Below are 8,975 nucleotides of genomic sequence, written 5' to 3' on the forward strand. Positions count from 1 at the left end.
ATCACTTAATTTGAATATAGACGTATCTTGTAGGTTGACGCTGAGCATGCGAGAAGCTCAACATTCTTAATCGTATTGTTGGGCTTCGTTTCACTCAGCGTCAACCTACAGCCATTCAAATTTAGTTGCGCATAAACACTTATGTAACTTTTTTAGCGCATATTGGGTCGCAGCCGCTCTACGATATGAATGATGAGTTTGGGCAGAGACATATCAAGCAACTTGATGCATATAGTGCATTAGGTTTTAACGATAACCCGCCCTATCCATCAAACGTACCGCAGTGGATTGCAGCTCACCGGCTTTAGATACATTAATCACATTTGATTTAAATGGCCCCCAGCCCGCCACCAACGGTGAAGCTTTAATTTTAGGATTTGCAGGGAATTCCATATCTTTATCGGCGTAAAGATTTTGTGCTTTATCTGACGACAACCACTCTAAAAGCTTGATAGCGCCTTCAGGATTTTTAGCATAACGCGTCACGCCAGCACCCGATACATTCACATGCACGCCTTCGACTTGTTGATTCGCCCAGAAAATACTGACGGGTAAATTAGGCTGCGCCTCAATCAAACGGCCAAAGTAGTAAGTATTGGCCACACCCACGTCACACTGGCCCGCGGCAATCGCTTTCAGCATGGCGGTATCGTCTTGGAACACGTCGGTAGCCAGATTATCCACCCAGCCGCGCACAATTTTCTCGGTTTTAGGCTCGCCATATTGGGCGATCATCATGCCAACCAACGACTGGTTGTAGACTTTTTTGGAGGTGCGCAGGCAAAGCTTGCCTTTCCATTTTGGATTAGCAAGGTCTTCGTAAGTAGATAAATCTGTGGCTTTTACTTTGTTCTTATTAAAAAACATCGTGCGGGCGCGCACCGATAAGCCATACCACTCACCCTTAGGATCACGCAAATGCGCAGGGATATTGTCATTCAGGGTGTTTGATTTAATCGATTTTAGCAGGCCCATTTTAGAGGCTTGCCACAAATTACCCGCATCCACTGTAATCAGCGCATCAGCCGCCGTATTTTGGGCCTCAGCACGCAGACGCTCCAGCAGAGGGCCTTCTTTATCCGTCAGAAGCTTAACTTCAACCCCTGTTTCTTTAGTAAAGGCATCGAGCAAAGGCTTGAGCAGCTGTTCATTGCGAGCGGAATAAAGCGTAACACTTTCTGCATGGGCCAAAGAAGTCGCAGCAAGCAAGGAGGCAAGTACAAGACGCTTCACGGAAATTCCTTCTTTAAAATGTAAACAAACATCACGAGGATTAGAAACCATTCTCAATACGCGGCAAAGAATGACATAGACACGCAAAGAAGGGAAGACACAAATACACTAAAAAACACCGCCCAAGCAACGCTCAGCACTACTTATACAACAAGCATAACCCAGCTAAATCAAGCAAGCTGCCATTCAGTAGCGGATCTCAATACACCTCTTTTTTTACCCCAACCATCATAGCTAAGGCCAGTAAAACGTGCGAGAAAGAGGCTTATCGAAGCGGCACGGTGTAAACACCATTGATACAAAGCCCCCCAAATTAAACAGCCTCCGCCCGCTTTGACGTTTAGTTTTACTAAACAACTTATTCAAATCATTTAGATATGGAAAATAGATGACTCAGTTTATGCTGGCCTCTTGCTAGGAATAAACCATTTTTAAGTAAGATTAAAATTATTAACAATCGTTTTTTCTAGTAAGAAAATTAAATCAATAAACACACCACGGGATACTAAACGTTTAGAAAGAAATGTCATTTTCAAGTAAATACGTTTACCCAAAATACAGTGTAAAAATGGCTAAAAATATAGCCTAATTTCATAAAAAACGGCTTTACTTTCCAAACTATTAGTAATTTAAAGCGCCCATCACGCAGGAAGAAGCATCGCAGGTAGCGGCCTATCTTTTTGAAACTCAACACCTTAAAAAATAAGCCACCCTTTGTTTGCTCGGCAAGCACGCCCTCTACCGAACAAAAAAAATCTCACATGAAATGGAATAAAACGGCGCAGTCGTACGTCCACCTTAATAAGTATCGCTTTGTATACCGCAAAGCCCTTTTCTTAGACAGGATCTATATGACGCGCCCTTTTCGTACCACCGCAGTCCAACTGTGTACTGCCCTTTTATCCCTTACTTGCAGCTCTGGGTTATGGGCAGCTGACATAAACCCCGTAAAATTTGACAGCCAGATCCGTAACAATTCACTGGCCCTGAGCCCAGATGAAAGCACCGCCGTGGTGTCTTATAGCGAGCGCTCAGAGCTGCTTGTTTACGATCTTAAAAAAGGTGAGCTTCGCCAAACCTTGCCAGGCTATATCACGCCAAGAAATATTGTTTTCGCCCCAGATGGAAAATCGTTTTATGTCTCCGACAGCAGTCTAGGTGAAGTCATAAAAACAGATACCACCACACTTCAAATCCAATCGCGTATGGCCGCCGGCCCAGGTGCCTTTGGCACGGCGATCAGCAAAGATGGCCAAAATTTATATCTGAATAACCAAGCTTCAAACACGGTCACCCGTTTTGACACCCGCAGTGGCCTGGCGCGCAGTGTGATCACCGGCTTTGCTCAACCACGCCAGGGAGTAAAGCTAAGCCCCGATGGCAGCAAGCTCTATGTCACCAATTTTCTAGGCGACAAAGTCACCATTGTTGACACTAAGACCGACAAAATTGAGGGTGAGATCAAAGACTTCAGCAAGATTCGCGCAATTTCAATTAGCGCAGATGGCAAGACGCTGTTTGCAGCCAATAGCGGCACACACACTCTTGCTGTTGTAGATATTGCCAAGCGGGAAATCCAGAGCCTCGTCGCTGTCGGCCGCGAGCCTTACGGTGCAGCGCTCTCGCCGGATGGTCGTTTTATTTATTCGGGCAATCTAGCCGATCAGACAGTTTCGGTGGTTGATGTTGCCACTCTACAGGTGGTTGCCACCATCACCGGCTTTAAGCAGCCGCGCCAAGCCATTGCATTTACCCGCGACGGAAAATTGGCCTATGTGCTCAATGAAGACTTAAGCATTGCCAAAGTTGACCGAGATACCCAGAAAATTGTGCAGCAAATCACTGCCGCCCCAAAGTGAGCACCACTTTAATAATGCAGATCTAGCGAAGCGGGATTCCCCTGCCCAGCTAACTGTTTCCACACCCGACAACACAAAGGATTGATACGCCATGCTTAAACGCGCCCTTTTACCCGCAGCCCTCATTTTGCTGAGCACTCATGTTTTTGCCTCGCCCGCAGAAGACAGCCGCGCGCACTTTCAAAGCATCGCCTCAGGGGATGTTGTACAACTGATGCAAAACTACGCCGAGCAAGCCCAATTCAACTGGGTAGGCGGCCCTATTGATGGCCTCTATGCTGGCAAAACAGCCATCAACACGGTATGGAGTAAATTTACCCAAACACAGGGCACGCAAAAAGTCAGCATCGAGAAACTAGAAGAATCACTCAACCCCAAAGGGGCAACCGTCACCGCCAATGTTTTCTTTGAAGGTAAAGCCAAGATCAAAGTCCGCTATGTGCTGACCTGGCGTGAAGGAAAAATCATCAGTGAAACATGGCAAATTGATCCACAATTAAATTTTAACTAAGCGCCTTCCATGCGGCTCGACGAACACGAGCTTCTGAATATGCTGCCCCGCCTGCGCAGATATGCGCGGGCGTTGGTGCGGCATAAAGAGGAGGCAGACGATCTGGTGCAAGACACACTAGAACGCGCATGGCTGAAATCCAGCCTGTGGCGAGGGGTTGCTGATATGCGCGGTTGGTTATTCAGCATCATGCATAATCTGCACGCAGATGGTGTTCGCCTCCCGCGCATTCACACGGTTGAGCTGGATGACAACACCCCGGAAATCCCTATTGCCGCCCGACAAGGAGAACAGCTGGCGATGCGTGATTTACAAGCGGCACTCAATCAATTGCCCGATGAGCAAAGGGAAGTATTATTACTAGTGGCACTAGAAGAAATGGCTTATGCAGATATTGCTAAAACACTCAATATTCCTATCGGCACGGTGATGTCCCGGCTATCACGAGGCCGTGAACGCTTACGCATCGTGCTAGAAGCACAAGATAAACCTGTCCGCTTAAAAATCGTCAAATGAGCCCCCCGATGAATCCAACGCACACGGTGACTGAAGCAGAACTCCACGCCAGTATTGATGGGCAGCTCTCCCCTGGCAGGCGGCTGGAAGTTGAAGCTTATCTGGCCGCGCACCCCGAAGAAGCACGGCGTATGCAAAGCTATCAGGCACAAAAACAGGCGCTGCGCGATTTATATAATCCTGTGATGGATGAAAAAATATCCGCTCACCTACAATATGCAGCCAAGCCGCCAAGGCCGTGGCACTTGCAAAGGATTGCCGCTGGCATCGTCATCGCAATCAGCAGCGCCGGATCAGCATGGGTCGCAAGAGGGCTAGCCGATGAAAACACGCTACAAACCGCCTTTATCCAGCGCTCAGTCGGTGATTACGCCCCCCATAAGTTGGCAGACTTTGCCCGACGGGCCGCCGTGGCCCATGTTGTTTACAGCCCAGACACCCGCCGTCCTGTTGAAGTTGGCGCTGATCAAGCTCAACAATTGGAAAACTGGCTGTCGAATCGCTTAGGCGCCCCGATCAAGCCACCCAGCCTGCAATCTGTCGGCTATACCCTGATCGGCGGCCGACTTCTGCCGGGCGAGCGCGGGCCGGTCGCCCAGCTGATGTATCACGATGCATCCGGCCAAAGGCTAACGCTGTATGTCACCCAAGAAATCCCATCAACCCAAGCCACTACCGACTTTCAGTTTGGTCAGGACGGGCCAGTAAACGTATTTTACTGGGTGGATAAAAGCATGGGCTATGCGATTTCCAGTGGCACTGCTCAAGCGGATTTACTGCGTGTTGCAAAATTTGTTCACCAGCAAAAAATAATGATGTAAGCCCGCCTAACAAGTAAACAATCAGATCTTGCCTTTGGCGGCGCGCTCCCAAGCATCCAAAAAATAACACTCCGCTATTTGAACCACCTTGCTACAGGCAAATTTTTGGCTGGACAATCACGGTCGTAACGCTTAATTTATCGAAATTCAAGATCACTCACTTCCTTCTGAGCCACACATGCTCAGCAAGTAAAACTCCCCATCCTGCCTCTAATCGAGTTTCTACCATGCTCTGGTTTCGTAATATTCAGCTCTACCGTCTTAGCCCCGAACATGCACTTTCGGCCGAATCGATTGCCGAATCCTTACTTAAAAAGCCATTTTTTCCCTGTGGCAGCCATGATTTAATGAGCCAAGGCTGGGTAGCCCCTGCCCCGCATATTCCTGACGAGTTTATTTTTGCCCGCCAAGATATGGTCTTGGTCTGCTTAAAAACCGAAGAAAAAATCCTACCTGCCGTAGTGGTCAAACAGGAAGCCGAAGAGCGCATCCGCCATATCGAGGAAGAAGAAGCACGCAAAGTGGGCCGTAAAGAAGCCAAGGATATTCGTGAACGCGTGGCAGAAGAGCTACGTCCACGTGCCTTCACCCGCGTCAGCACCCACCGTGCGCTGATCGATTTAAAACAAAATCTCATCATGGTGAACAGCGCAGCAGCTTCTAAAGCCGAACATTTATTGGTTTCGCTAAGAGAAGCGCTGGGCAGCCTGCCAACTCGTCTCATTCAAACCCAAATCACCCCGCAAACCGCCATGACCAGTTGGCTAGAAAACGAAGTACCGGTGCCGTTTGAGCTAGATGCCGATTGCGAATTAAAGTTTCCAGGGGATGACGGTGCCATTGCCCGCTTTGTTCGCCAAGACTTACATAGCGACGAAGTCAAACAGCATCTTGCCACTGGTAAATTAGTCAGCAAAATGGGCCTCACTTGGAATGAGCGGATTGCTTTTCAGCTAACTGAAAAGTTAGAAATCAAGCGCATGAGCATGCTGGATGTATTGCAAGACGAGCTAAAAGATGCGGATGTGGATACGCAAGACGCGATGTTTGAATCTAGCTTTGCCTTATCTACCGGCGAATTACGCCAATTTATTCCCGAGCTGATCACTGCGCTGGGTGAAGAACTAGCCAGCTAAGCGCCCTGCCTTCCATACTAAAGCGCCGCTCATTTTATGAGCGGCGTTTTTTTTACATTCCAGAATCAGCCAGCTAAAACCTGAATCGCAACGTTAAAAAACCACAAAACACATAAAAGAAAACCATCGACCCCATGTATTTTTCTATAAAACGCGATGCAAGCTGCTAAATCAAGGATTTATAGCTTTACACCCCCGCTTTAAGCTTATGCATTTTGCTTTCAGGCAAGCTATTGATTTCCAATCAAAAAGCCCTAAACACTGCGGCAGATCCCCCCTTATTAATACATTTCCCTGATATTTTCTGCCCTGTTTACGCCCCACGCCATCCTTTATATTCCAAATAAATATATATAATTAATTTTATATTCTTTTTAGTAATTTTAAACGCTCGTTATAGTGCTTACACCTTACTAAAAAAGTAACACCATGCAAGCAAATATCTTCCCTCTGATCGCCCTGCCCAACAGCCACTGCTGCCGCCGCTCTCTTTAAATCGCCCCTGTAAAGCATAAAACCGCTCCTTGCTCAGACAAGGCGCAGGGACAAACTTTGCCTTTTTTTCAGCTCCACAGATATGTACCGAGGATAGTATGTTTAAACCATTAGCCATCGCGCTGGCCATTAGCGCTGCTTTTCCTGCTGTTGCAGCAGAAACCACGCCCAATAAAGTAGAACGCGTGACCGTAACCGGCTCTAATATTCGCATCAGCCAAAAAGCAGGCGCAACCGCCGTGCAAGTCATCAGCGCCAAAGAAATTGCCGCCAGCGGCAAAACCAGCGTCTCTGAAGTCATCCGCTCCATCTCTGCCAATAGCGGCAATAGCTATAACGAGCAATTTACCGGCAGCTTTTCAGCAGGCACTTCGGGCGTTTCCTTACGCGGGCTAGGCCAGAAAAACACCTTGGTGTTGATTAACGGTAAGCGCATCAGCAGCTATGCCACGGCACAAAACTTACAAGAAACCTTTGTTGATCTAAACAGCCTGCCTATGGCGGCCGTGCAAAGAATTGAAATCTTAAAAGATGGCGCATCGTCTGTTTACGGCTCGGATGCCGTCGCGGGCGTGGTGAATATTATTTTGTATTCAGAATTTAAAGGCACCGAGTTGAGCGCCGAACTAGGCTCATCCACCGAAGGCACTGGGCAAACTGAAAAGAACTTTTCCATCAAAACCGGCTTTGGTGATTTCAATGAAGATAATTTCAATGTCGTATTTTCTTTAGACGGGCAAAAACGCGATCAGCTCGACCAAAGCGATGTGAGCTGGATGAAAGATGGCGACTTCAGAAACCAATCGGGAGGCAGCCTGAACCGGGTGATTACTAATTACTACGATGGCGACCCAACCAAGCTATTGGGAGGCCCGCAAGGCCCGATCAAGCTTACGGATTACGGCAGCATTACAGACGGTAAAACCGGCCAAGTTTTAGCCTATAACGATGCCCCCTACAGCACACTAATTCCAGGTATTGAGCGCTATCACGCCTTTGCCCGCGCCAATTTGCGGATTAACGATGATACGCAAGCCTATGCCGAATATTTATACGGCTTCTCCCGCGCCAATCTGACTTTTGGTGCCCCACTCACCGTCAGCAGCACCTTGCGCGCATGGAATAATCAGAAACAAGCTTTAGAAACCATTAACAATAAATTGCCGGTAGGCCACCCCAACAACCCTGGCACCACGCCGCTGGATTTCACCGCCACGCTGTTTGATTTGGGTAAACGTCTGAAAACGGATGAAGTGACCCTGCATCGTGTTTTATCCGGCATCAAAGGCACGGCCTTTGGCTGGGATTGGGATGCTTCTCTTGGCTATTCACAAAGCACACTGGAAGAAACCGTACAGAATTTTGTAAACCGCTACGAATACGAAAAAGTATTAAAAGACGGCAGCTACAACTTTGCCGATCAATCCAAAAACAGCGAAGAAGTCCGCAACCGCCTGCGCCTTTCCACCCTACGCCCAGCAAAATCCAGCCTGATTACCGCCGACATCAGTGCATCCTCTGCCGAATTGTTCGAGCTGCCTGCTGGCAGCGTAGGCTTTGCTACTGGTGCGCAGTTCCGTCAGGAAAAAATGGACTCACGCACCTCCGATGCCGTGCTTTCAGGCACTGAGCTGCGCCCGGCCATTAATATTATCGATGGCGAACGCAAAGTCTCCGCCGTCTTTGCCGAGCTCAACATCCCGGTGATTAAAGACTTAAACGTCAACCTGGCGGCACGAGCAGATCATTACAGCGATTTTGGCAATGCTTTCTCGCCTAAAGCCAGTGCCCGCTATCAGGCTGCAGACTGGCTGCTGCTGCGTGGCTCGGCTTCACGCGGCTTCCGTGCACCCTCTTTGCCTGAGATCACCAAAAGCTCGGCAGTCAGCTACGGATCGGTGGTTGATCCGCGTGATCCAATTGCACCGACCAAATCACGTGGCGTAACCAATATTATTGCCGCCAATAAAGACCTGCAGCCAGAGCGATCGGATAACTTTAATCTGGGCTTTGTGCTCTCGCCAACAAACGACAGCAGCATTGGCCTTGATTACTACAATATCAAGCAAAGCGGCCTGATCGGTACGCAAAGTGGCGCTGATATTATTGCGAATGAAAGCCGTGATCCAAGCAAAATTGTGCGCGATGAAAAGGGGCGCATCAGCACGCTTTATCGCCAGTACAGCAATATGGGCGATCGCGAAACATCAGGCATTGATCTGGATTTACGTCAGCGCTTTAACAGCAAAGACTACGGCAGCTTAAAACTGGGCAGCCAGATCAGCCATGTTTTAAGATTTGCCGAGCCGCTTTCCACTGGCGAGCCGCTCACCGATGGCGCAGGCAGCAACCAATTTGGCTCGATTCCAAAATGGCGCGCCGTCAGCGATGCCACATGGGAGAT

The 8,975-nt window shown here is 48.5% G+C and carries 7 protein-coding genes; 6 read left to right on the plus strand and 1 reads right to left on the minus strand.

Annotated features, from left to right (window positions below; genetic code table 11):
* Window positions 1-246 precede the first annotated feature (246 nt).
* A complete protein-coding gene (locus Q0R17_RS17045; protein WP_293937123.1) occupies window positions 247-1,284 on the minus strand; it encodes an extracellular solute-binding protein in 1,038 nt (345 codons plus the stop codon).
* Between the two features lie 800 nt (window positions 1,285-2,084).
* Between Q0R17_RS17045 and Q0R17_RS17050 the strand changes: the two genes are divergently transcribed.
* The 6 genes from Q0R17_RS17050 to Q0R17_RS17075 all read left to right on the plus strand — a co-directional run.
* Window positions 2,085-3,092, plus strand: coding sequence for a YncE family protein (locus tag Q0R17_RS17050; RefSeq protein WP_293937125.1), 1,008 nt, complete (start codon window positions 2,085-2,087; stop codon window positions 3,090-3,092).
* Between the two features lie 91 nt (window positions 3,093-3,183).
* Entirely contained in the window at window positions 3,184-3,603 is a 420-nt protein-coding gene (locus Q0R17_RS17055; protein WP_293937128.1) for a nuclear transport factor 2 family protein, read from the plus strand.
* Between the two features lie 9 nt (window positions 3,604-3,612).
* Complete coding sequence (locus Q0R17_RS17060) at window positions 3,613-4,119, plus strand: RNA polymerase sigma factor (RefSeq protein ID WP_293937131.1); 507 nt, start codon at window positions 3,613-3,615, stop codon at window positions 4,117-4,119.
* A gap of 8 nt (window positions 4,120-4,127) precedes the next feature.
* On the plus strand, window positions 4,128-4,940 hold the full coding sequence (locus Q0R17_RS17065) for an anti-sigma factor (protein ID WP_293937133.1): 813 nt from the start codon (window positions 4,128-4,130) through the stop codon (window positions 4,938-4,940).
* A 227-nt stretch (window positions 4,941-5,167) separates the two neighbouring features.
* Entirely contained in the window at window positions 5,168-6,076 is a 909-nt protein-coding gene (locus tag Q0R17_RS17070; protein ID WP_293937136.1) for a recombination-associated protein RdgC, read from the plus strand.
* A gap of 593 nt (window positions 6,077-6,669) precedes the next feature.
* The coding region (locus Q0R17_RS17075; protein WP_293937139.1) for a TonB-dependent siderophore receptor at window positions 6,670-8,975 on the plus strand (2,306 nt) is incomplete at its 3' end.

The organism is Iodobacter sp. (genome assembly GCF_025352645.1).
Taxonomy (GTDB): Bacteria; Pseudomonadota; Gammaproteobacteria; order Burkholderiales; family Chitinibacteraceae; genus Iodobacter.